Annotated in this window: 21 protein-coding genes and 1 pseudogene; 3 read left to right on the top strand and 19 right to left on the bottom strand. The window is 38.7% G+C overall.

Going from position 1 to position 23,568, the window contains the following annotated elements; translation table 11 throughout:
• The 8 genes from hpt to pth form a co-directional block, all read right to left on the bottom strand.
• Positions 1-552 (bottom strand): hypoxanthine phosphoribosyltransferase, encoded by a 552-nt coding sequence (hpt, locus tag BQ5341_RS02855; RefSeq protein WP_071130566.1) that lies wholly within the window; start codon positions 550-552, stop codon positions 1-3.
• Entirely contained in the window at positions 542-1,669 is a 1,128-nt protein-coding gene (tilS, locus tag BQ5341_RS02850; RefSeq protein WP_071130565.1) for a tRNA lysidine(34) synthetase TilS, read from the bottom strand. The genes hpt and tilS overlap by 11 nt, the downstream gene beginning before the upstream one ends.
• Positions 1,670-1,773: 104 nt before the next feature.
• A complete protein-coding gene (locus tag BQ5341_RS02845) occupies positions 1,774-2,262 on the bottom strand; it encodes a S1 domain-containing RNA-binding protein (RefSeq protein ID WP_071130564.1) in 489 nt (162 codons plus the stop codon).
• A 39-nt stretch (positions 2,263-2,301) separates the two neighbouring features.
• A complete protein-coding gene (locus BQ5341_RS02840) occupies positions 2,302-2,700 on the bottom strand; it encodes an FtsB family cell division protein (protein WP_071130563.1) in 399 nt (132 codons plus the stop codon).
• Positions 2,701-2,771: 71 nt separating this feature from the next.
• On the bottom strand, positions 2,772-3,029 hold the full coding sequence (locus BQ5341_RS02835) for an RNA-binding S4 domain-containing protein (protein ID WP_071130562.1): 258 nt from the start codon (positions 3,027-3,029) through the stop codon (positions 2,772-2,774).
• Positions 3,030-3,054: 25 nt separating this feature from the next.
• Positions 3,055-4,647: a putative polysaccharide biosynthesis protein gene (locus BQ5341_RS02830; protein WP_071130561.1), complete on the bottom strand. Its 1,593-nt coding sequence runs from the start codon at positions 4,645-4,647 to the stop codon at positions 3,055-3,057.
• A gap of 15 nt (positions 4,648-4,662) precedes the next feature.
• Entirely contained in the window at positions 4,663-8,154 is a 3,492-nt protein-coding gene (mfd, locus tag BQ5341_RS02825; RefSeq protein ID WP_071130560.1) for a transcription-repair coupling factor, read from the bottom strand.
• Between the two features lie 9 nt (positions 8,155-8,163).
• Entirely contained in the window at positions 8,164-8,736 is a 573-nt protein-coding gene (pth, locus tag BQ5341_RS02820; protein ID WP_071130559.1) for an aminoacyl-tRNA hydrolase, read from the bottom strand.
• Positions 8,737-9,015: 279 nt separating this feature from the next.
• On the opposite strand from pth, the gene BQ5341_RS02815 reads away from it, so the two are divergent.
• Positions 9,016-9,984 (top strand): L-lactate dehydrogenase, encoded by a 969-nt coding sequence (locus BQ5341_RS02815; protein ID WP_071130558.1) that lies wholly within the window; start codon positions 9,016-9,018, stop codon positions 9,982-9,984.
• A gap of 739 nt (positions 9,985-10,723) precedes the next feature.
• The gene (locus BQ5341_RS02810; RefSeq protein WP_071130846.1) at positions 10,724-12,118 is read left to right on the top strand and encodes a L,D-transpeptidase family protein; all 1,395 of its coding nucleotides are present in this window, start codon (positions 10,724-10,726) and stop codon (positions 12,116-12,118) included.
• 133 nt (positions 12,119-12,251) lie between these two features.
• Here BQ5341_RS02810 and BQ5341_RS02805 read toward each other — a convergent pair whose 3' ends face one another.
• From BQ5341_RS02805 to BQ5341_RS02770, 8 genes are all read right to left on the bottom strand, one after another.
• Positions 12,252-12,776: a transcription repressor NadR gene (locus BQ5341_RS02805; protein WP_071130557.1), complete on the bottom strand. Its 525-nt coding sequence runs from the start codon at positions 12,774-12,776 to the stop codon at positions 12,252-12,254.
• Positions 12,766-13,614, bottom strand: coding sequence for a chorismate mutase (locus BQ5341_RS02800; protein WP_071130556.1), 849 nt, complete (start codon positions 13,612-13,614; stop codon positions 12,766-12,768). Before BQ5341_RS02800 ends, BQ5341_RS02805 begins: the two co-directional genes overlap by 11 nt.
• 193 nt (positions 13,615-13,807) lie before the next feature.
• Positions 13,808-14,410 carry an LPXTG cell wall anchor domain-containing protein gene (locus BQ5341_RS02795; RefSeq protein ID WP_071130555.1) on the bottom strand — a complete coding sequence of 201 codons (603 nt, stop codon included), beginning with the start codon at positions 14,408-14,410 and terminating at the stop codon, positions 13,808-13,810.
• Positions 14,397-15,365 carry a class B sortase gene (gene srtB, locus BQ5341_RS02790; RefSeq protein WP_235836362.1) on the bottom strand — a complete coding sequence of 323 codons (969 nt, stop codon included), beginning with the start codon at positions 15,363-15,365 and terminating at the stop codon, positions 14,397-14,399. Before srtB ends, BQ5341_RS02795 begins: the two co-directional genes overlap by 14 nt.
• Positions 15,366-15,396: 31 nt before the next feature.
• On the bottom strand, positions 15,397-16,620 hold the full coding sequence (locus BQ5341_RS02785; RefSeq protein ID WP_071130553.1) for a DUF7601 domain-containing protein: 1,224 nt from the start codon (positions 16,618-16,620) through the stop codon (positions 15,397-15,399).
• Positions 16,617-18,572: a leucine-rich repeat domain-containing protein gene (locus BQ5341_RS02780; protein WP_071130552.1), complete on the bottom strand. Its 1,956-nt coding sequence runs from the start codon at positions 18,570-18,572 to the stop codon at positions 16,617-16,619. Before BQ5341_RS02780 ends, BQ5341_RS02785 begins: the two co-directional genes overlap by 4 nt.
• 19 nt (positions 18,573-18,591) lie before the next feature.
• Positions 18,592-19,152 (bottom strand): signal peptidase I, encoded by a 561-nt coding sequence (gene lepB / locus BQ5341_RS02775; RefSeq protein ID WP_083378572.1) that lies wholly within the window; start codon positions 19,150-19,152, stop codon positions 18,592-18,594.
• Positions 19,153-19,385: 233 nt separating this feature from the next.
• Positions 19,386-20,294 carry an EamA family transporter gene (locus BQ5341_RS02770; protein ID WP_071130551.1) on the bottom strand — a complete coding sequence of 303 codons (909 nt, stop codon included), beginning with the start codon at positions 20,292-20,294 and terminating at the stop codon, positions 19,386-19,388.
• A 166-nt stretch (positions 20,295-20,460) separates the two neighbouring features.
• Here BQ5341_RS02770 and BQ5341_RS02765 point away from each other — a divergent pair, with 166 nt between their 5' ends.
• Positions 20,461-20,760, top strand: coding sequence for a hypothetical protein (locus BQ5341_RS02765; protein WP_071130550.1), 300 nt, complete (start codon positions 20,461-20,463; stop codon positions 20,758-20,760).
• 79 nt (positions 20,761-20,839) lie between these two features.
• Here BQ5341_RS02765 and BQ5341_RS02760 read toward each other — a convergent pair whose 3' ends face one another.
• From BQ5341_RS02760 to BQ5341_RS02750, 3 genes and pseudogenes are all read right to left on the bottom strand, one after another.
• Positions 20,840-21,817: a FecCD family ABC transporter permease gene (locus BQ5341_RS02760; protein ID WP_071130549.1), complete on the bottom strand. Its 978-nt coding sequence runs from the start codon at positions 21,815-21,817 to the stop codon at positions 20,840-20,842.
• Positions 21,817-22,797: a FecCD family ABC transporter permease gene (locus BQ5341_RS02755; protein WP_071130548.1), complete on the bottom strand. Its 981-nt coding sequence runs from the start codon at positions 22,795-22,797 to the stop codon at positions 21,817-21,819. The genes BQ5341_RS02760 and BQ5341_RS02755 overlap by 1 nt, the downstream gene beginning before the upstream one ends.
• Positions 22,784-23,521 (bottom strand): annotated as a pseudogene (locus BQ5341_RS02750) (ABC transporter ATP-binding protein); the annotation flags it as partial. The gene BQ5341_RS02755 and the pseudogene BQ5341_RS02750, both read right to left, overlap by 14 nt.
• Between the last annotated feature and the right edge of the window lie 47 nt (positions 23,522-23,568).

Here is a 23,568-nt window from a genome sequence, read left to right as displayed (position 1 = left end):
TTAATTTGCGTCTTTTTCGTAAATTGCTGGTTTCAGGATACCTACAAAAGGTAAATTGCGATATTGTTCTAAATAATCTAGACCATAACCTACCACAAATTCTCCTGGTACGGAAAAACCAACGTAATCTGCTTCAATGGCTTTGGTGCGTCCTGAAGGTTTATCTAACAAGGTGACGATTTTTACAGATTTGGCTTGGCGGTATTTAAATAAATCAACCAAATAAGATAAAGTTAAGCCGGTGTCGATAATATCTTCGACGATTAACACATCACGCCCAGCAACGTTAGTATCTAAATCTTTCAAAATTTTTACTTCACCAGAGGAATGGGTTTCGCGGCCATAACTAGACACGTCCATAAAATCCATCTCCATTTGCATATCGCAAGCGCGAATAATATCCGCCATAAAGGGAACGGCCCCTTTTAAGATACCAATCACTAAAGGGTTTTTGTCTTGATATTCAGCGGCGAGAATTTTTCCCAGCTCCACTGTTTTTTCATGAATTTGCTCTTGGGTAATCAGCACTTCTTCAATATCATTAATTAACATGCTCGTCTCCTTTGTTTTCCTTTACATAAATGAGTATGTAAAGTATTTTATCAGTTTCCAAATAAGAACTCAAATAAGATTTTCCATTTGGCTGCGACCATAAGATATTTTTAAGATTATCGGCCACAACCCAGACTTCAGGGCGCTTTTCTAAAGGAACCTTGGCATCAATTAAATAACGCCGCAACTTTTTTGTGTAATTTTCTTTTTTTAAAGCTAAAAGGTCCCCAGCTTCCGGATGACGAACGATCAAATTATCAGGAATTTCCTGATAAAAAGGGACGATCGTTGCTGCACCGCTATTCGGCCAAGCTGGCGGTAAATTAGGATCAAACAAGCCGATTTTTTCTGTTGGAGAAAGTTGCAGCCAAGTGTTTTTGGCTAAAGGATATTTTACTTGTGGGATAACTTGTGGTGCGGTAGTTTCCGGTGACTCTTTTTTTTGCGGTGCTGGCTTTTGTTTTAGCGGAATTAAGGATTGATTAAGTTTAAACATTTGCGTGTTCAAGCGGGGATTTTCCTTTTGCAAAAGCGGAATAATTTGGTGACGATAGCGATTTCTAGTAAAACGCAAATCAAAATTACTTTTATCAATAAAAAAAGTCAGCTGGTGATAATCGGCATACTGCTGGATTTCATCTTTCGAAAAAGACAATAATGGTCTAAATAAAAGACCCGCGCCAAAAATTTGTTGGGCGTCCACTGCCAAATGATCGAGATTCGTTCCCCGCGTGATTTTCATCAATAAAGTTTCGGTTAAATCATCTAAATGATGCGCCGTGACTAAAATCGCCTCTTCAGTCAATTCGTTTTTAAAAAAAGAATAACGAAAAGTGCGCCCTATTTCTTCAGTGAATTTTTCATTTTTGGGGAAATATTTTATTTTAAGCTCCCGCTGATTTTTTTCGGCCCACTTTTTTAAATATTCGGTCTCACTGTCGGCTTCTTTTCGCAAACCATAATTGACATGGAGCAAGGTTAAGCTTTGTGTGGGAAATGCTTTTTGCAACAAATCTAGTAAAACCATCGAATCCACACCACCAGACACCGCCAAAAAAATGGGACGCTCCAACAGCTCCTGTGGCCAATGACCCAAAAAAGTTTTACCAGTAAGCATACTTCTACCCCCATGTAAAATGTGAATTTAATTGCCGTAGAAAATTAGGAAAAGAGGCTGGAACAAAAAGAAATTCTTTTTGTCCCAGCCTTCGTTTTTATTTACTAATTTCTTCGGCCACCGCGTCCGCCGCGTTTGCCTTCTGTGTTGCGTTTAAGGCTTGTTAAGCGATCGTCAGAGTCTTTCAAAAAGGAACTCATTAAACTATCGAAATCTTCTTTTTGTGGTGGAAGATTCGTTTTTCTTGGAGCACTGTTTCTTGGAGCACTGCTACGATTGTCGCGATTATCGTGCGGTTTGGCGCTGTGATGATTGTCTCTGTTACTTGGAAATTCTCTTTTTGGTCGTTCTGGTTGTGTGTCATCGGCTTTACGAATCGACAAACCAATTTTCCCATCGTTTCCGACTGTAGTAACTTTAACAGTCACTTCATCATTGACTTTTAAAACATCGTGAATATCTTTGACATAGCCATTAGATACTTCACTAATATGAACGAGGCCAGTTTTGCCTTCGCCTAAATCAATAAAAGCCCCAAAATTTGTGATACCGGAAACTTTTCCTTGTAACTTTGCTCCTACTTCAATTGCCATAAAAAAATTGCTCCTCCTTGAAAGCGGTTCGTTTCATTATTATTTATTTTCAGTCGTACTTGATGACTGTTCGTTAGGAATGGTATAGACTTGCTCGCCATCTTTGGACAATAAGTAGCGACTTCTGGCAAGTTTAGCTACATATTCTTCATCATGAAGTAAGGCTACATCATCTTTTAAATCCTGTTCTTGTTGTGCAAGTTGTTCTTCTTGGGAAATCATTGCGGTTTCTTGCTGACGCAAACTTTGCAATTTTTGTCCGTCCGCAATTAATTTAGCTCCGAAAGTCGCTACTAGAATAATCGCCAAGACAAAAATGACCGTCAAGCGCCGGCGTTTAAAGATGATCTCTCTTTGCACCTGGTGAAGTTTGACAAGTTGTTCTTTGTGAAACTCATTTTTGAGAGGTGCAATTTTATTGTTTGGCTGATTATTCATAAAAAACCTCCAGAGATATTTCTTGCCCCATTATATCAACTTGTAAACGCCTTGTCTAATGTTAATTTCAGCTATTTGGGGGAAGTTTCTTCTAAAATTTCATACATTAGTGCAGCCATTTCTTTTTTTACCGTTTCGGCTACGGACAAAACCTTGATTTTAAGGGTTTTATTGCCAAATTGAATCACTAAAACATCGCCGACTTTTACATCAGTAGAACTTTTTGCTTCGCGATCATTGACTGATATTCTTTTTTTATCCGCCACTTCTTTAGCGACTGTCCGTCGTTTAATAATTCGTGATACTTTTAAAAATTTATCTAAACGCATAATATCCTCCTATTTGCTGTCGGCTTTAATGCCGGCCACTGAAAAAACGCCATAAATATTTGCCGTGGGGAATTAAGAGCCACTCCCGCACTGTTAATAATTGAAAGCTGACTGCCATTTTCAAAAAAACAACAATCCCTAGAAAAACGCCTACTACACTTAAAAGTAAAGCGTTTGTTCGACTTTGTAAAGCAAAATCCGCAAAAATAACGCGAAAAATGAATAATGCCCCACTCATCCATAATAAACTTTCCAAAAGTTTCCAGGCAAAATAATTTGGGCGATAAAAATGTTTAACGACACCTGTTTGTGGTAATAAATAAAGATTCATAACTAAAAGTCCCAATACAGTGGAAAGACTGGCGCCGGTTGTGCCAAACATTTGGGTCAAAAAATAAGTTGTCCCTAACTTGAAGGCCAATCCTAAGAGCGCAGATTTTAAAGCGAGGCGGTATTTATTTTGACTTTGCAATACATTGACCAAAGCTTGGGCCACGCTCAGTAGGAAAATGCCGGCCATAAATATCGTCAAAGGAACTAGTCCTGCTTGATCTTTAAACAAGGCGAAATTAAGCCAAGGCATTAGTAACATCAAGCCGACGCTGCTGGCTGCTGCAATGGTCGCAGTGAGTCTAAGAAACATCAACGTATATTGTTTGAATTTGGAATCTTGATGTTGACTGAAAGCCCGCGTTAACATTGGTAAAAAAATCGAAGAAAGAGCCAAGCCGACTACTAAACCTAATTGCACAAATGGTTGCCCGCGATCGAAAATTCCTTTAGCAACTTTAGCTGCCTCATCGCTTAGTCCAGATGAGATGAGTCCTGATTTTACAGTGAAGGAGTCGACTAATTGATACAATAATAATAGGCCGCTATAAATAAAAATTAAGCCGCCTTCAATTGTTAAGCGGTGGAGCAAAGGTTTGATTTCTTTTAATGAAGGTAAAATCCAAAACTTAGCCGCCAAATGAAAGCGAAAATGCGTCATCCGCTGATTTTCATGGAGTAAAATAATTAACGCTAACACGCCACCTAGTAAGCCACCGAAAAACCCAATGCTAGCTGTTTGATAGACGGATCCGAATCCTTGCCGAAATAAAAGAGCAGCGCCGATAATTACAAAGACTCGTAAACTTTGTTCGGCGATTTGTGATTTGGCTGTCGGGGTCATCCACGGAATTCCTTGAAAATTCCCCCGCAAAAAAGACAGGGCCGGTGTTAGCAAAAAGAGAAATGACACGGTGCGAATGGAGCCGGCCAATTGGACGTCTCCCATAGCTCGTGCTAATAACGTGCTGCTTAAAAAAATACTAGCAAACAAAAATAAACTGACATAAAAAATCAAAGGAAATAGTTGATCTAGCAGTTTTTGTTTTTTAGCTAGATCTGGTTCTTCTTGGGTAATTTTTGATAAAAAAACGGGCAAACTTGTTAAACTTAAAGTCATTGCTAAGCCGTAAAACGGATAAACTTGTTGATAGACATAAAAGCCCACATCGCCGACTAAATTTTGATAAGGGACCCGATAGACAGCCGATAATATTTTGACTAGCAGTGAGGCTGCTGACAAAATCGCTGCTGCTCTAAGCATTTCTTGCATTTCGTTTTTTGCCATCGCCTTGCCTCCTGCTTAGTTTTTCTCCGCCCGTAAAGCTTGCGTGAAGTTCACCAACTCTTGCAGCCAAACATCCACGTCCACTTTTTTAGGTAATTGGAAATGCAGATGCATCTTGTCGTCTTCCACACCTAATGAAGCTTTGAGTTTTGTATGACTGAGCGCTTCGAATAATTGTTCAACAGAATAACTCTTGGTCCCCATTTTAGTCAAATGCAAATCAACTTTCAAATCATTTTTGGAAATTTTTTCAACTAGCGCACGATCGCCATCCATTTTTATCTGGCCAATCATCAATAATTGATTGACTTCTTCTGGATAATCACCGAATCGATCAATCAAATCATCTTGCAACTCATGGAGCATTTCCACTGATTCCAATTGGCGAATCCGTTTGTAAATTTCAATTTTTTGTCGTTGATCACTAATATACGTATCTGGTAAGTAGGCATCAATGCCCAAATCAATTTCCACCGTAGATTTCACTTCTTTTTCAGCTTGACCCGTCTTGCGACCCACGGCATCTTCTAGCATTTGCGTATACATATCAAAACCGACAGCATCAATAAAGCCGTGTTGTTGGCTGCCTAATAAATTCCCGGCGCCACGAATCGACAAATCTCGCATAGCAATTTTAAAACCAGAACCTAATTCGGTGAAATCTTTAATCGCTTGTAATCTTTTTTCGGAAACTTCATTCAAAACTTTTTGCGGCTGATACATAAAGTACGCATAAGCGACACGATTGGTCCGGCCCACTCGACCGCGCAATTGATACAAAGTAGACAGCCCCATATAGTCAGCGTTCTCTACAAAAAGCGTGTTAACATTAGGAATATTAACGCCTGTTTCAATAATCGTCGTGGTGACTAAAACATCATAAACACCATCAATAAAATCGACCAAAACATTTTCCAGTTGAACTTCACTCATTTGACCATGAGCAAAAGCAATCCGGGCTTGTGGGACGAGTTCTTGAATTTCAGCGACTTTTTGGTCAATGGTTTCGACGCGATTATATAAATAAAAAACTTGACCGCCGCGCGCTAATTCTCGTTGAATCGCCTCGCGAATCGCGCCAGGATTTTTTTCCATGACATACGTTTGGACGGGGTAACGATTTTCCGGTGGCGTTTCAATCACCGATAAATCACGCACGCCTAACATGGACATATGCAAAGTTCTGGGAATTGGGGTGGCCGTTAACGTTAAGACATCGACTTGCGCCCGCAATTGTTTCAGGCGCTCTTTATGTTTCACGCCAAAACGTTGCTCTTCGTCGACAATTAATAAGCCGAGATCCGCAAATTCTAGATCTTTAGATAATAAACGATGCGTCCCTACTACAATATCGACTTGACCGGTTTTTATTTTTTCCAACGTAACTTTTTGCTGTTTTTTCGTTCTAAAACGACTGAGCATATCGATTTGCACTGGATAATCATGGAACCGTTCCGTCATAGTGTCAAAATGTTGCTGCGCTAAAATGGTTGTTGGCACCAAAAAAGCCACTTGTTTATGATCTTCAATTGCTTTAAAGGCTGCTCTTAAGGCGACTTCCGTTTTCCCAAAACCAACATCGCCGACTAACAGGCGATCCATGGGGCGAGTGCGTTCCATATCTTTTTTAATTTCTTTAATACTTCGCAGTTGATCTTCAGTTTCTGGATATGGAAAATCTGCTTCAAATTGTTTTTGATACGCATCATCCGGTGAAAATGCATAACCAATTTCTGCTTCCCGTTTGGCATATAATTCGATTAATTCATCGGCGATATCTTCAATTTTGGCGGAGATTTTGGCTTTTGTTTTATGCCATTCACTGCCACCAAGTTTATTGATTTTTGGTTGTTTAGCCTCGGCGGCAACATATTTCTGAATTAAATTTAATTGCGTGACGGGAATAAATAATTTATCGGCATTTTGATACAAAATAGTAATGTAATCTTGATGGACGCCGTCAACTTCTAACGTTTGCATGCCAATATATTGACCAATCCCGTGATTGGCATGGACTACATAATCGCCAGGTTTTAAATCAGAATAATCTTTAATCCGCTCCGCATTGGTCATTTGCGTTGGGCGGCGCCGTCGTTTTGTAATCGTATGGAAAATTTCTTTTTCTGTTAACACTACTAAACGGTCTTCCAACATTTCAAACCCATTAGCTAACGTACCTTCTTGGATTTGTATTTGTTGGGGCAAGACGGTGTCGGTGACCAGTGCGGGGATTTCTACTTCTCGTAAGAGTGCTTCGACTTTAGCAAGTCGTTCTTTAGTGGGCACAAGAATAATTGTTGTTTGTTTTTGTTTGTGCCAGCGTTCCATTTCGGTTTTTAAAAGTGGGAGTTGGCCGAAAAATTGTTGCATCGCCCGCATTTGCACCGGGTGAATGGCTTCAAATTGTAAATTTCCCATTCCCTTTTGAAAAAGAGCAAAAAATGTTTGGGCTTCCCGCGTTCTTTTCAAAAATGACCGGAAATCAGCGTGCATAACTTGTTGAGGAAAGACAGCATTTTCCGATAGCTTTTGGGTGAACCATTCGGCGCTCTCTTGTTCCATTTGACTTTCGGTTTCGGAAATCCGTCCGAGGTCATCAACAAAAATCATCGGCTCTTTTAAATAATTGGCGATCGTTGTTTGCTCGCCGTATAAAAAGTCTGGAAATAATTTTACTTCTTCAGTCAACTCGCCATTATCCCAAGAAGTTGCCAGTGCTTCAAAGCGTTCCATCAAAGGTTTTTTCTCTTTTTGATGGGTTACTTTTAAACGAGCAGCTAGCGCTTGCCGTAATTTTTCAGCGGCTTTTTGCAGCGTCGGCAAATCGGCAATCATTTCGGTAATCGGCGCGATGGAAAAAGTTTCAATTTTTTCTACTGAGCGTTGTGTTGCTGGATCAAAGGTCCGCAATGAATCAATTTCCGTATCAAATAATTCTAAACGCACCGGATTTTCAGCATTCAAAGGAAAAATATCGACAATGCTGCCGCGAATGGCAAATTCACCAGGATTGCTAACTAACCCTTCGCGAGTGTAGCCGGCCATCACTAACTGACTCGGCAAATTCGCTAAATCTAGCTCGCCTCCGACGGTTATTTCTAATTGTGCAGCGTGCCATAACGCAGGGTTTGGCAGAAATTTTTTCACCCCGGCAACACTGGTCACAACAATACCAGGACTTCCGCTAATTAAAAAATTCAAAGTTGCCACTCGTTCAGCCCGCGCTTCCGGAGAAGCAAAAGCCATTTCCGCAGCCAATACTTCATCCACAGGGAATCCGTGAACTAAAGCCGGATCAAGAATATTTTGCAAGTCTTCTATTAATTGGTTAGCATAATATAAATTAGGCGTGACGACTAAAATTTGTCCTGGGTGCGCCACAAAAAAACTAGCCATCGCCAACGCCTTAGCAGAGCCTGAGACCCCGACAATTAATTGGCGCCCAGCAGGATCACGGAGCCATTTTTTTAAACTATCACTTTTGGCAAATGTTTCTAAAAGATTCATACAAACTCCTTACTCCTTAGCAGCAAAATTCATTGTTTCATTAAAGGTGTGCCCGCTGGCAAAATATAATGCGGTGTGTTGGGCTTTTTTTAACGCAGGATCAATATCGATTTGTTCATCCACAGAAAATGGAGCCAACACATGATGGACCACTTGGGTTTGACCTTCTTTTTTTGGCCGACCGATGCCGACTTTAATCCGCGGGAAATCCGTCGTTTTAAAATGAGCAATCAAACTTTTCAAACCATTGTGACCCCCAGCTGAGCCATGTTCTCGCAAACGAACTTTCCCCATTTGCATATCTAAATCGTCACAGACAATAATTGCCTCTTGCGGTGTCAAATTATAATAAGTCAAAAGCGGTCCGGCTGCTCGACCAGAATCATTCATAAACGTCAGTGGTTTAATGAGTAAAATCTTTTCCCCTTCGTAAAAAAAATCGCCCACCTCAGCTTCAAAAGTGTGTCGTTTCATAGTGACATTAAATTCTTTGGCAATGGCATCCACTACCATAAAACCGACATTGTGTTTTGTTTTTTCATATTTTTTCCCTGGATTACCCAGGCCAATAATTGCCCGCACGTTAAAATCTCCTTACAAATATTTTTTCTCAATCTCATGAGATGTTTTTCCACGCAAAATTACTGGCGGTTTTAAAAAACCCCCAGGATATACGAAAAAAAAATACTCTTAAATGACTAAATTCCTCTTAATTATAGCATAAATCGAAAAAAATTTGGCGAATTGCCTCTAGGTGGTTTCTTCAGGATTTTCATTTGCTCAATCGTTAGCATATTAAGTGACAGCGAGTTATTAAAGTGATAGCATTATTTTGAAAAAACTATTTATAGGGGGTAAATTATGACAACCAAATCCATTAAACATCAAAAAGTTATTTTAATTGGCGACGGGGCAGTCGGCTCGAGTTATGCCTTTGCGCTGGTGACCCAAGATATCGCCCAGGAAATCGGAATTGTTGATATTAATAAGAAGAAAACAGAAGGTGACGCTCAAGATTTATCCCATGCGTTAGCTTTTACCACCCCGAAAAAGATTTACTCAGCCGAATACTCAGATGCTAAAGATGCTGACCTTGTAGTAATTACCGCCGGCGCTCCACAAAAACCCGGTGAAACTCGTTTAGACTTAGTCAATAAAAATTTAAAAATTATTAAAAGTATCGTAGAAGAAGTCGTTGCTTCTGGCTTTAACGGCATCTTTTTAGTAGCGGCCAACCCCGTAGATATTTTAACTTATGCTGTCTGGAAATTTTCCGGCTTTCCAAAAGAAAGAGTTATTGGCTCAGGAACATCGTTAGATTCCGCTCGTTTCCGCCAAGCGATTGCCGAATTAGTTGGCGCCGACGCTCGTAATGTCCATGCTTATATTTTAGGCGAACACGGCGATACCGAATTTCCAGTTTGGAGTCACGCTAATGTGGCCGGCCTACAGATTTATGAATGGGTGAAAGATCGTCCCGAAGTTGACCAAGAGCAACTCGTTAATTTGTTCTTTGGCGTGCGAGATGCCGCTTATACAATTATCGAAAAAAAAGGCGCCACTTTTTACGGCATCGCCGTGGCTCTAGCTCGGATTACTAAAGCCATTTTAAATGATGAAAATTCTGTTTTGCCGCTCTCAGTTTATTTAGACGGACAATACGGCCAAGAAGGAATTTTTATCGGCGCACCTGCAATTCTCAATCGCGAAGGTATCCGTGAAGTAATCGAAATTCCTTTAAGTGATTCCGAACGCGACCGGATGGATGCTTCCGCCGCTCAGTTAAAAGAAGTCCTAGAATCCGCCTTCAAAAAATTAGAAGAAGACTAAGGATGTGTTTTGACCGTTAAGCAGTGTAGAAAATTAGGGAACTGGCAAATGAACGCTTGCGTTCAGAAGACATTTCATCTATTTTCCTAACTGCTGGTCAAAACACACCGTCAAACTAAGGATGTAGAGAAGGTGGGCTGTGATGTAGAGAATTAGGAAAATTTTTCGGAAATCCCGATTTTGGATTTTCAAAAATTTTATCTATTCTCCTAATCACAACCTTCGAGACACCGTCAAACTAAGGTTGTCGAAAGTGCGTTTAAGGACGTAGAAAAATGGGAATTCTGAAGGCGAATGGCTCATTCGCTAAAAGAATTATCTTTTTTCCTAATCCTTGCACGTGAGCCACCGCTAAACTAAGGATGTCGAAAGTGCGTTTAAGGACGTAGAAAAATAGGAATTCTGAAGGCGAATGGCTCATTCGCTAAAAGAATTATCTTTTTTCCTAGTCCTTGCACTTGAGACACCGCTAAAGTTTCGCTCAAAAAAATCAAAACAGCTCGTTCCAACTGTCTTTCTGGAACGAGCTGTTTTTTCTTTTGAATATTTATTTTCTCGTACGTTTTTTGAAAACAATAGGTTGATTTTACGCCGCTTTTTCACAGTTTTTAAAATTTTACCAACAAAAATCTTTCTATCTTTATTTTTTTTTGAAATGTGCTACAATGTGAAAGAACATTTGTTGCATTTACTTTATGCATTTATTCGCTATGCATTATTACATAAAGAGGAGTTATTCATGACGACAAGACATCGCAAGAAAAAAAAGAAAACATTACTTTTCACTCTGCTGATTGCACTAGGACTAATCGTGGCAGCTTATGGTTATGGCGTCTTTCATTATCAAAATCGATTTTTACCAAATACTAGCGTCAAGAGTCAAGAAATCGGTAATGAAGAAATCGCTACTGCCAATGAGCAAATTAAAAAAAGTATCCCCACCGAGTTATTTACTTTCACTGAAAATGGGCAAACTTTTAAAACCGTTACTTTAGCTGACCTTGGCAAAACGCCTGATTTCACCAGTGAATTAAATAAATTAATGAAAAAACAAAATGCTTGGTCATTTCCTTTAGCATTTTTCCAAAACCATTCGACATCTGTCGGTGATCTGACGGCCACCGATGAAGAATTGGCTGCTTATGTAGAAACCGTGACGCCTGAGTTCACTGCTTTAAATGAAGGACGGACCGACACGACTGACGCTACTTTGGTTTTTGCAGACGGCACTTTTACTATTCAGCCAGAAGTTCAAGGGACAAAGATCGACACTACAAAAATTTTGACTGATTTCACCACGAGCATCAAAGATGGGCAAACCACTTTAGAAATGGCTGATTACACAACGAAGCCTACTGTCACTAAAGACGATACTACTTTGCAAACCCAATTAGCCTCCGCTGAAAAAATCGCTGGTATTTCTGCGAACTATACTATTAACGAAAATTCTTTCACCATTCCAACTGAAACCATTCAATCGTGGCTGACATTTTCCGATGGTGCTGTGAATCTTGATCAAGAAAAAGTAAAATCTTATTTACAAAACATCGCTACTCAATATAATACTTCATCCGTTCCTTACACTTTCAATTCGACAAAACGCGGCCAAGTTTCAGTGCCCGCCGGTTCTTACGGCTGGTCGATCCAAGTAGAAACTGAAACGCAAGCATTGACGGAAGCTATTTTAACTGGTGAAGATTTTACCCGCACGCCCGTCGTTAAAGGATCAGGATCAGCCACTGGTGCTAGAGTGGGCAATACGTATATCGAAGTGGATATGCAAAATCAACATATGTGGTTTTATAAAGATGGCGCTTTGGTTCTAGAAACTGATGTTGTTACCGGTAAACCTACTTCAGCTACACCCGCTGGACTCTTTTATATTTGGAATAAAGAGTCGCCTTCTGTTTTGCGCGGGGCAAATGGTGATGGGACAAATTATGAAACACCAGTGAATTATTGGATGCCAATTGATTGGACTGGCGTCGGGATTCATGATTCCAGCTGGCAACCGACTTACGGTGGCGATTGGTATTTGGCTCACGGTTCCCATGGCTGTATCAACACACCGCCCGATGTTATGAAAAAATTGTACGAAGCCGTTAGTTCCGATACACCCGTTTTAGTATTTTAAAATTTTTAGAAATAATGAAACCAGAGTAGCCGTCGCTATTCTGGTTTTTTTTATTTTATTTAAAAAAAATAAAAATCGTCAAAGATTTGCTCTGTCGCAGATTTTTGGCGATTTTTCACTAGCGTACTAATTTTTAATCTTTGTATAAAATTCCTACTTGGTCTAGAGCTTTTTTAATTTCATTTAACTCTTTAACACTAGGGGTGACGATTGTGTGCAAATGAACGCCGCCAGTTAAAGTTGAAAGTAGGAGCTGCGGCTTTTTTTTAATTTCGCTAATAAAATGATCCACATCTTCTAGCGTTGACAGATATAATCCACCTTTCAGCTCGCCATACAACGGGTGCTCCACTAAAACATCTTGGACCGTTCCCCCGTGTTGGATAATCACTTGTAATTCTAAAGCGGTCTGATCAAAAGTATGCCGACAAGCAATTTGGCTGACAAGTCCGTCCGAGTTAGTTTCTAGCAAATAACCACGACCGGTGGCAATAATTTTTTCGCCGCTAGCTCTAAGTAACGCCACGTCGCCAACAATAATTTGCCGACTGACTTCTAGTTTTTTAGCAAGAGCGGTGGCCGAAGTGGCTGTTTCATTTTCCCGTAAAGCTGTTAAAATTTTTTCGCGGCGCGTATCACCGGTTAATTTATTTTTCATGGTGAGGATCCTTAATGATTTTCGCTTGATATTCTTTAGAAAGTCGCAAAATCTGTTCAAAATTTTCTTTCAAAAAAGGCGTCAGCGCAGCATCGTTACTAGGTACTAGACGCGCCAAAATTTCCTCTTCTCGCCCTTTGTTTAAAATTGGCAATTTGTGTTCAGCTTTATATTGAGCCACATCGCCAACAATTTGCAAACGTTTAGTGAGTAATTCTAGCAGTTGATCATCAATGTGATCGATTTTGGCACGAAGTCCGTCTAACGGATTGCTAGGTTCATTTTCAGTAATTTTTTTAATGACGCGCGCTGGATTGCCGCCTAAAACTACGTTGTCGCCAAATGATTTAGTAACGACACTGCCGGAACCTACCACCACATTATCGCCAAGCGTGACCCCTGGCAAAATCACCACGCCACCACCAAACCACGCATTATCGCCAATTTGAATCGGCTTGCCGTATTCCAAACCAGAATTACGTTTCACTGGTTCCAAGGGATGCGTGGCGGTATAAAGTTGAACATTAGGGCCAAACATAACATTGTCGCCAATAATAATCGGACAAGTATCGAGAAAAATATTATTAAAGTTACAGTAAAAATTTTCTCCCACATGAATGTTAAAACCATAGTCAAACGTAATGTTGGGTTCTACATATAGATGGTTTCCAGATGTGCCGAAAACTTCTTGGACTAGTTGTTGCCGCAGTTGATCGTCTTCTTGGGCATTAATTTTTTTCATTTGGCGCCGAGCTTCTTTACGAGAAGCCACCAGTTCAGTATCTTGGGCAAAATAAAATTGGCCAGCAATCATTTTTTCCTTTTCAGTTTGAGTCATGGGTCCTAACAACCTCCAATTATTTAATCAAAAATTATAGTAAACTTTTCCTTTTTCTTTCATTTATTTTACCATAAGTCATAGGGGGATTGTAGTTAATTCATACGGTAAATACTGGCGAAAAAAAACAGCCCTAGCTAAAAAAAGCTAATTGGGATATACCACAATTAGCTTTTCTAATACATTATTTATTTCACCGCTGCCGTTTTTTTAAAAAACTAGCTGAAACTAAAAGAAATAAGCCTAGAATGCTAGTAAAAAAGGTTATCGTTTCTCCAGTTTGTGGCAATGATCCATGTCCAGGTTTTTTTGGCGGTTGACTAGTTCCGGTTGATGGTAAATTAATTCGAGTCGGATGAAAGAGAAGTTGTGGGAGCTTAAAGCCGGTAGAATCCTCAATGATTGTCATCGTTTCTAAATTACCTTCTCGATTATAATAAGTGGTAAATGCTAACGTAATCTTTACTTCATCTTTTGGAAACACCGTGAAACTATTTTCTTTTGGCGTTAATTCATAAATATAATTACCCACCTGTTCAAATGTAAAATGTAAACCTTGACTAGAATTTCCCGTTAATTGAAAATCTCCCTCATTGTTTAATCCAGTAGGCAGAACTCCTTTAGAAAATGACTCTACATGATAACTAACCGTGAAACTTTGCTGTTTTTCCAGAATTTGTTGTACGTTTATGGATATTTCCGATTGATTTTCAGCAGCGAAGATTTTATTTCCTGGGAAAAAAAGTAAGGCAAAAATAAAGAAAGTAAATGCAAGCCATGATTTATTTTTTAGCATAAGGCCCTCCCTTCTTCGGGTGTTGCCGTTGATAAATTAAAAAGAGATACCAAGAAAGAAGCAGTAAAAAAGTGGCAACTAAAAGTCCAAAACGTTGTAGTTGTGAAAATTTTATTTCTTGAATAAAAGATGCTGCTTGCGTGGTAAATTGTTGGCCATTTTTTAAGTTAGATTCTTTTAAAGCTTCCGGAATTGAAAATGGTTGCTCTCTTAAGACACCCACTAAAATATAACGACCACTTGTAGAATCCTCTGCACACGTACTTAGCAAAATAATTCTATCCTCACTACTTATTGATGTTTCTCGATAATATTTTGCTTTTTCTTTAATATTGGTTAAATATTTCTCTTGATTTTCAGTACCAATAATTGGCGTGGAATAGACAGATTGATCTAACGCATCGACTTGCAAAAAGGCATAAAATTCTAGTCCATAATCACGTCCTTGGAAAAATAAATTCCCATAGCGATGATCTTCAAAAAAACTTTCCTCTTGAAACTTATCTAAATCACCAAACATCGCTGATTCAGCCATGTGATGCCCATAAATAATTGAACTAAAATCAGAAAAATTATTTTTATTCCGATAATCTAGAAACAAACTACCCGACATGGAGTAATTCCCAGTTACATTAGTATTCACGTATTTTTCGTTATCTTCACCTTGAGCTACTGGCAAATCAATACCTGTACCATAAACACTGAGCCAGGAAAAGACTTCGGGGTTTATTTTTTGGAGCTCTTGAAAAGAAAGTGAATTCTCCTCTTGGGGTTTATACGTTTCATACTGACTAGATTGTGCGCTAGTCAATACTTGCTGCCCGTCCCAAATACTGTAAATACCATACGTAAAGAAAATCATCAAAAAAAGGAGAATGAGTAAATTGACTGCTTTATCAAATACACAAATCAGTAATTTTCCAACTTTTTTTGTGCTACTAGAATGGTCATTCAATGTACTCTCCTCCTTTTTCATTTATTCAAAATTATGCGTGCCGACGTTTGTTAATTACATAAAAAGCAATCCCACCTAAACCAACGACAATCATCAAGACATAAGGCAAGTTATTCATAATAATCCCAGTAGGTGTAGTTTGATCCCATTTATTCGTGTAATCAACAATGTTTGCTTTTTCTCCTAAAATTCCAGAAGCACTAGTTGTACCTGCAGCTCCAGCAATACCATGATATTTTTGTGCTAAAGACGGTGTATATTCACCAATTTCACTTTCCACAACAGAAACATTAACACCTGTTGGCAAGTTTTTAATATATGCATCTTCATCGCCTTTCAAGTATAGAGTAACTACTTCTCCGACTTTAATTGTTTTTGCATTTGCTGAATTTGTATTTTTCGTTACGATTTGGTATTCATGTGCTTTATCAACAATTAAATCTGAATCATTCAAAGTTACAGTAAATTTAAATTCATCAGTTTTAGCTGAAAGAGAACCACTAACTACTTTGGTGACTTTCCAACTTGCATCGGGATCAGCAGGATCGGTTGGGTCGGTTGGATCGACTGGGTCAGTCGGATCGGTTGGATCAGTACCCGCATCAACTGTATAAATATTTTTAAAGTTAAAGCCATTTGGCGACTCTACTTCTCCAGGTCCACCAGGATTTGTTGGATCAACTGGATTTGGATCAACTTTATCTCCAGTAGGATCAGTCACTGTGCCAGTTACATCTTCTTCAACCGTACCACCGCCAACGCCGTCGCGACCAACATAAACACGTAAAGTATATTCTTGCGTATCATAAGTCAGATTCGTTTTATGATCAGCTGGTAAAGCTACGGTGTCCAGTGTTTCTTTTACACGATACATATAAATACCAGCTGGAGCACCAGTCCAGTCAACTAATTTTAGTAAATTTTCTGTTTGTTGATGAATCGTTAAGGCACCATTCGTGACCGTCCCTTGATCAGTCGTGAAAGTGAGAGTTTGGTCAGGAATTTCATATTTCGTATAATCGCCCGTTTGTTGAGTTCCGTTACTTAGGAAAAATTCCGGGGTAGTAAATTCAAAAGTAAATTTAATATTGGTTGGATAAGTTGCCAAGGCCGGATCTGGTCCAATAAAAGTTTTCGTAAGGCGAATATCATCCGTGTAATGCGTATCACCTTCTGCGGCAAAAGTTGTCAAAGCAAATGAGGCAGACGCTAAAATAATAATTGCGGCCCCTAAAGATTTCATTTTCGTGTTCATAAGTTTTCCTCTTTTCTTTTTTTAATAAAATAAATCGTAATAAAACTAATAAGTAACGCGCTCATGACTATTGTTAAAAATAAAGCAGATTTCAGTGGAGTCGTCACTCCAGTAATTGGTGGTGCAGGACTTTCCATTCTATTTTGAATTTGAATACTTCTTCCAGCTGAAATTTGAGTTCCAGTTACTGTATAATCTCCTTTAATTTCTGGCGGAAAGGTAATTTGATTATCTGTTGCATTTGGCGGTTTCGGTCCCGAGGTGAGATAACTTGTTTCATATTTTTGAGTAATTGTAAAAGTTGTTCCCACCGGAAGATTTTCAATCGATAATGTTTCAAATTCCTTCATCGTTAACTGAATTGAAGTTCCATCTAAAGCAATGGCAACGACTTGTCCGTTAGAAACTATCCCATTGATTGTTGTGCTAGGTAGTTCCATGCCCGCAGGAATTTTAAAACTCAAAACAAAGTCAAAGCCATCAGAAGTCGGATAGTTACTAATATCAGTTACCTCTAATTTAAAAGGTGCTTGCGGGTACTGATAAACATGCCGAAAATTTAAAATATGATCGGTTTGGACATTGCTTAGCGTAGGTGGATTACTTGGGCTGTATGTTTGCCATAGACCACCGTCTAGTTGATATTCTGTTTTGTATCCATTAATTTGTGTCACCTTAGTAACAAACCCGCCACCAACACTAGGTGTTAATGTTTGATCAAAAACGGTTGGGACTATTATTTGGCCTTGATTAGTAAGTGAAAAATTACCACTTGTGTCTAATACGGGATTCAGACGTTTTGGTTCTAAAAGATTTCCTTTTTCATCTACTGTTTGCATATTGTAAGAAAAATTGGGTTTACTTTGTCCAAGAGGTGCTCCGTAAACATAATTGTTAACCGTTAATTTTTTTTGCTCCAAGGGAATTAAAGAAAAATCAACGATGCCCCCAAACGGATAATTATCCCAACTGTATCGAGGAATTACCTCGCTTGGCGCCTTAATCTGCCAATCCCAAATAGCAATTGTATTATCTGCAGCATCAATACTCGTATTATCTTGACCGACATTAGAAGCTGGTAATCTAATTTTTGTAATGGCATTCGTAAAAGTTCGGCCAATACTTTGGACCCGCAACGTTCTCAATAAAGAATATTTCTGAGGTGCGCCAGTAATTGTTTGCCCAGTACCTATCCATCCCCCATTTATAAATATAGGTAGACTTCCTATTGGAAACAAAGTGGTGATATGATTTTGAGAAAATTGGAAAGTAGTTAACTTGGTCAGCGTTTTTAAAGGATCAACATTGTAAATATTATTTGTGTTAAGCCATAGCTCATTGAGATTAACTAATTTTGCAATATATTGCATGTTGGCATCGTTAATATTATCTTTTATGAGACTCAATTTCTTCAAAGTAGTAAATTTTACTAATGGCGATAAATCCGTAAAACCTGTTGCTTTATTTTCTTCAACATACAATTCTTCCAAAACTGGGAAAGTTCCTTTGCCAAAATCATTAAGCGCTTGTTGCGTGAGTGGGTTATCTTTTAAATAAACTTGTTTTAATTTCGGCATATTGGCTTCAGCTAATGGTGCTAAAGAAGAAATATTAGCATTTTGGAAACTAATTTTTTCAATATTATTTAAGTATTGAATCCCTTGCAAGTTACTGGCAATCCCAAACGACGCTTGTTCAGTCGGGTCAATATATACCGTTGGCGGCGTTCCACTAATGTTGTTTAGCATTGTTTGCGTTACTGAGTCATCTGAATTTATATTTTTTCCTAGGGCGCGGTTTACTGCTCGTCGCACGGCGATATCAGGAAAAATTGCTGACATTTTTTGTGATCCTGTAAAACTAGCTGCAAAACTTTTCGGCGTGGCTACCCAAAAGCTTAATAAAAAAAGGAAACTCACACCAAAAATAAGCCAAAACTTTATTTTTTTCATAGCTCCTCCTTTCTGACGTCTAAAGCCCAGTTTTTCGCAAACTTAAGAATAGTTGACCAGCGGTATCTTTGATTTTGACTGGTCCATAAGCACGAGAATCTTCAGCTTTTTGTCGATTATCTCCAAGAAGAAAAACTTCATCTTTTTTTAAAGTGAGAGGAAACTGAATTTCTCCTTTAAATGGCAAAGTTTCGCCGATTGTATAGGGACTTTCAATTCCAGTTTGCAACGCTCCATTAACAACTAAGCCGGCACTAGTTAGATCCACTACATCTCCAGGTAAAGCAAGGACACGCCTGACTTGCAGCTTACCGTTGACCTTTAGCGCTACAGCATCTAAAACGCGATACTTTTTGTCCAAGCGATAATACATAATTAAATCTTCTGCCTTAAAGTTTGGGGACATATCATTGTCTTGTACTTTACCAATTCCAAAAATAACTATAAATAAAAACCAAACGATAATAAAACTTCCCAAAATTTTTAAGACCAAATTGAGTAAATCCTCAGTTAAACTTCTCTTTGTATTTTTCACCTCTTTTGGGGGTTGATTTTTTTTATTTTTAAAAATTTTAATCATCTCCTTACGCCGAGAAATAATTTTCAAACTGAAAAAAATTCTCAGGTTTTTCTAGACACACAGATTATAATTCATAAAAAAGATAAAAAATTGTCAATTTTTCTTCAAAAATAAAAAATAATGATTTTTTTTGACGCTATTTTCTTTACAACTATTTTTTATTTAAAAACACAAAAAAACAGCAGCTGCTCATCACTTTCTGATGAACAATTGCTGTTTTTAGCAAGTCTTATTTAGCCGTCATAAAATCCTAAAATCGCAATGGCGATTAAAACGAAGAAGACGGCGGTATATTGCTTAGCACTTAATTTTTCTTTTAAGAAAATCCGGGCGAAGATAATCGAAACAACGGAATACGAGGAAATCAGTGGTGCAGCCACAATGGCGTTACCACTCATGGCATAAACATAGAAAAATTGCCCCAACGTTTCAAAAATTGCCGCCATCCCTTTGTCCCGCTCTTTAAAAATTTGGATTTTTTCTTTTTTAACAAAAGTCAGGTAAAGATAAACTAGCATTGCCACAATGAAAAAAGTCAGCTCATAACTCATATTCGCTTGATCTTCTGGTAAAATTTGCCGGTAGTCGAGATAAATGCCATCAAAGAAAGTACCCAGCCCGTCAATCACACAATAAAGGAGCGGAAAAATAATCGCCACTGCGCCAATTCGGTATTTTTTTTCAATCACCGCGCCGCTTTGTTTTAATTCGGCATTGGCTTGTTGTTTTTCAAAAAAAGAAAGGAAGAATAATCCCAACACAATCATGCCTACAGCTACCCACTGTAACGGCGCCATATTTTCTTTCATAATGAAAAAACTTAATAACACCACCACCGCACCTGACGAATTGCTAATCGGTGAGGATACTGATAATTCAATATAGCGCAAGCCCACATAACCTACCGCCATGGATAAAATGTACATGGACGACACTGGTAAGTACACGAGCAAATTTTTAAAATCATAGTCAATTTTTTCAATCAATCCATAATAAATAATCGCGTGCAGTCCCATCACCAGTCCGACCATCATAACTGTTTTTAGAGCGGAGTATCGATCGCGTTCATTATTTCCTTTTTTATAAAATAAATCCGCCGCCCCCCAAGCGACCAATGTAATTAATGCTGGTAAAAACCACATAACAAATCCTTCTTTTCTGTTTATTTTTTCTTCAAAGTCTACTTGAGTCGAGGGAATTCGTCAACACTTTTCCTGAAAAATATTTGTGAAATAATGCAGTCAAAAAATGACAAAACTCCTGATTTCTGTTAAACTATTCACGTATATCAAAAGTGAGGTGAAAAAATTGGTACCCTTCTTTATTTATTGGGCAATTATTTTAGTCTGCATCGTGTGGGCCGTATTTAGCTTAGGCATCTCTATTTTTTATTATGTACGGAGTGAAAATGGAAACTTATGGGCCTTCGCCTTATTTAACGTAATTGCGGCTATCGTTCTAGCGATTACTTTAGCCATTTATCGCACTTGGGGTTGGGGCATCACCCAATATTCGTCTTTAATTTATCTTGTTTTAGGCGTGTTGCTTGTCTTAACAGTTATCCAAGCCATTTTAGGCCGCGAGAAAAAAGTAGTTGCAGCAAAATAATTTATAAAAAAAATGCGCGTCAGTGTGTTGACTTGAAGTCGACACACTGACGCGTTTTTTGTTGTAAAATTTTCTTTTTCTAAAATCGATTTTTCAGTAACAAAAATAAAAAATACGGTGCGCCGATAATCGCGATAATAATCCCCGCTGGAATCTCTCCTGAAGTTAAAGAAATTCGCCCGATAATATCGGCAATTATCACTAACAAACTACCAATCGCGCCGCTTACTAAAAAACTTGTGCGGGTTTCTTGTTTTAGCCACGATTTACTAATATGAGGCGCCATTAGCCCAACAAAACCAAGGCTTCCAGTAAAGGCCACACTACTTGCTCCAAGTCCGACTGCTAAGCTTAATAAAATAATTCGTTGCCGATTGACTTTTACCCCAAGACTCATGGCCTGTTCTTCGCCAAAACCTAAAATCGCTAGCATCGGGATTTTTCGGTAAGCAAGGATTGTAAATAACAAAATAAATGGTACTAAAGTTAAAACCGCCGTCCAAGTCGTTCCCCAAATCGAACCGGCAAGCCACGAGTTTACAAATGAATAGCTGCCTTTAGAAATTTTAATCGTGACAAGCAACGTCAAGGCGCCAAAGCCGGCATTAACGGCGATACCTGCTAACAGAATTTTTTCCATCGATAAAAATTCTTTTCGTTTAAAGGCGATACCAAATACTAAAATAGCCGCGACAATTCCTCCGGCCATGGCAACAATTGGTAAGATCAAAAGCGATCCTTGAGCCAAAAACCCGAGATACAACATCACGAAAAATCCCGCGCCACTATTAATCCCAAGAATGCTGCCATCTGCTAAGTCATTTCGAATCGTTCCTTGCAATAAAAAGCCGGAAAATGCTAACCCACAACCGCCAATTAATCCCATTAAACTTCTCGGAAAACGAAAATTCCAAAAAACCAATTGTTGTGAGGCTGTCCCTTCATTAGTAAAAATCGCTGCGATATCTGAAAAACTTAAACTCGTTTTACCAATCATTAAACTGGCACAAAAAACAATAATCAAAAGACCCGCAACACCAATTATTTTTTTCTTCATCATGTCGTCCTCCTTACTTTGTACAGTAAGAATGGCACGCCAATCGCTGAAATCAATAATCCTAACGGCGTTTCAAAGGGTGGATTAATCATGCGGGAACAAAAATCTGCCAGCATTACTAAAAAACCACCTAGCAAAAGACTTAACGGGACAATTTTGCGATAACTTTCCGAAAAATAACGCGCCAAGTGAGGAATCATTAAGCCGATAAAACTAATCGGGCCCACCATAGTCACAGCCGTTCCTGCTAGTAACACAACAAAAAATAAAGAAATCCCGCGAATAAAAGTTGGATTTTTTCCAAGTCCAATAGCCGTTTCGTCCCCCAATGTTAAAACATTCAATTGGGCAGCCAAAAAAATACTCCCCATGATCGCCACAATAAAAAAAGGCAATAAATTAAAAAATCGATCCCAAGTAATTGCCGCTACACCACCTACAAACCAAAAAGCTAAATCTTGCTGCAAGTCAAAAACGAGCGATAAAGATTGACTCAAGGCTGTAAACAAAGAACTAATAGCTACTCCTGATAAAACTAAACGCACTGGTGAAATTCTAGCTCTTGAAAAACGAGTCAGTAAAAAAATAATCCCCGCCGCACCCGCTGCACCTAAAAAAGAAAAAACGATTGAGCTGTTTTCTTGGGTAGGAAAAAATGCAAAACTAATAGCTAAACCTAAAGAAGCGCCACTATTAATTCCTAACAAACCTGAATCAGCCAAAGGATTTTTGGTGATGGCCTGCATTAAAGCCCCGCTAACAGCAAAAGCTGCGCCAATCAAGAAAGCTGCCAATACTCTTGGCAGGCGTAAATTTCGAATAATTTGCTGCGTTTGATCTTGAGGATCAAATTGGAAAAGCGCATTGTAAATCGTCGCTCGAGAAATATTTACAGCGCCATTGGTCAACGAGAAATAAAATAAAATAAGACAAGCCAACAATAATCCGCCAGTAATGAGGAACATTTTATTTCGTTTCATCGGCAGTGCCTCGCAGTTCATAACTTATAATTAACGGCTTAGCGCTGTCAGGAAAAGTCCCCAAACAAGCATCAATGTCGAATAATTGTTGCAACCATTCATTGGTTAACACCTGTCCTGGCGTTCCGCAAGTCAGAATATCGCCCTCTTTTAAAGCGTATAAATAATCACAAAACCGAGAAGCTAAATTCATATCGTGAATGGACATGACAATCGTTTTTCCATATTTGCGATTAATTTTTTGAAGTAATTGTAAAATTTCCAATTGATGAGCAGGATCTAAAAACGTCGTGGGCTCATCTAAAATAACGATATCTGTATCTTGCGCTAAGGCCATGGCAATCCAAACCCGTTGCTTTTGTCCACCAGAAAGTGTTTTGATGGTTTTATCGGCTAAATTTTCCAATCCCGTAGCTTCAATCGCCCAGTGAATCGCTTCGTAATCCGCACTAGAAAGTTGCCCAAAACCTTTTTGATACGGAAAGCGCCCGTAAGAGATGATTTCTTCAATCGTTAAACCCATTGAACTGTCGCTGCTTTGAGAAAGCATGGCGATTTTTTTGGCCACTTCCTTAGTTTCAATCGTTTGAATGGCTTGATCATCTAAAAAAACATTGCCTTCATGAGGCAAGATAATGCGGGCTAAAGCTTTTAATAAAGTAGATTTTCCGCTGCCGTTAGGTCCAATTAAGCCAATGATTTGCCCTTGGGGAATTTTCAGCGTTAAATTTTTGATGATCATTTGTTTTTGATAACCGACTGATAAATCAA

Source organism: Enterococcus timonensis, from assembly GCF_900104595.1.
GTDB lineage: Bacteria > Bacillota > Bacilli > Lactobacillales > Enterococcaceae > Enterococcus_J > Enterococcus_J timonensis.
This window is presented reverse-complemented; position numbering and strand designations above follow the sequence as displayed.